We start from the raw sequence: 245 nt of genomic DNA on the forward strand, positions 1-245 counted from the left end.
AGAAGATCTGAGACGTTACCGAATGAGCCTTTCTTTTCATCGATAATGACCTTGGCGTACTGTAGTGATGTGTCTTTCTGCGTTGTGAGTTATGCGCCTGAAGAACAGGGGTATGTGAGTTGGCGGAGAAGGCGAAGGCAAAACATGACAATAAAACGCCACAGAATTTATCCGGGACGGTTACAGTGTCTGGCTTAAGTATAGTAATTGATAAGGTGTTAGTGAAGTCATCCTAAAAGTTTCCA

It is taken from the genome of Methanoculleus sp. UBA291 (assembly GCF_002499755.1).
Taxonomy (GTDB): domain Archaea; phylum Halobacteriota; class Methanomicrobia; order Methanomicrobiales; family Methanoculleaceae; genus Methanoculleus; species Methanoculleus palmolei.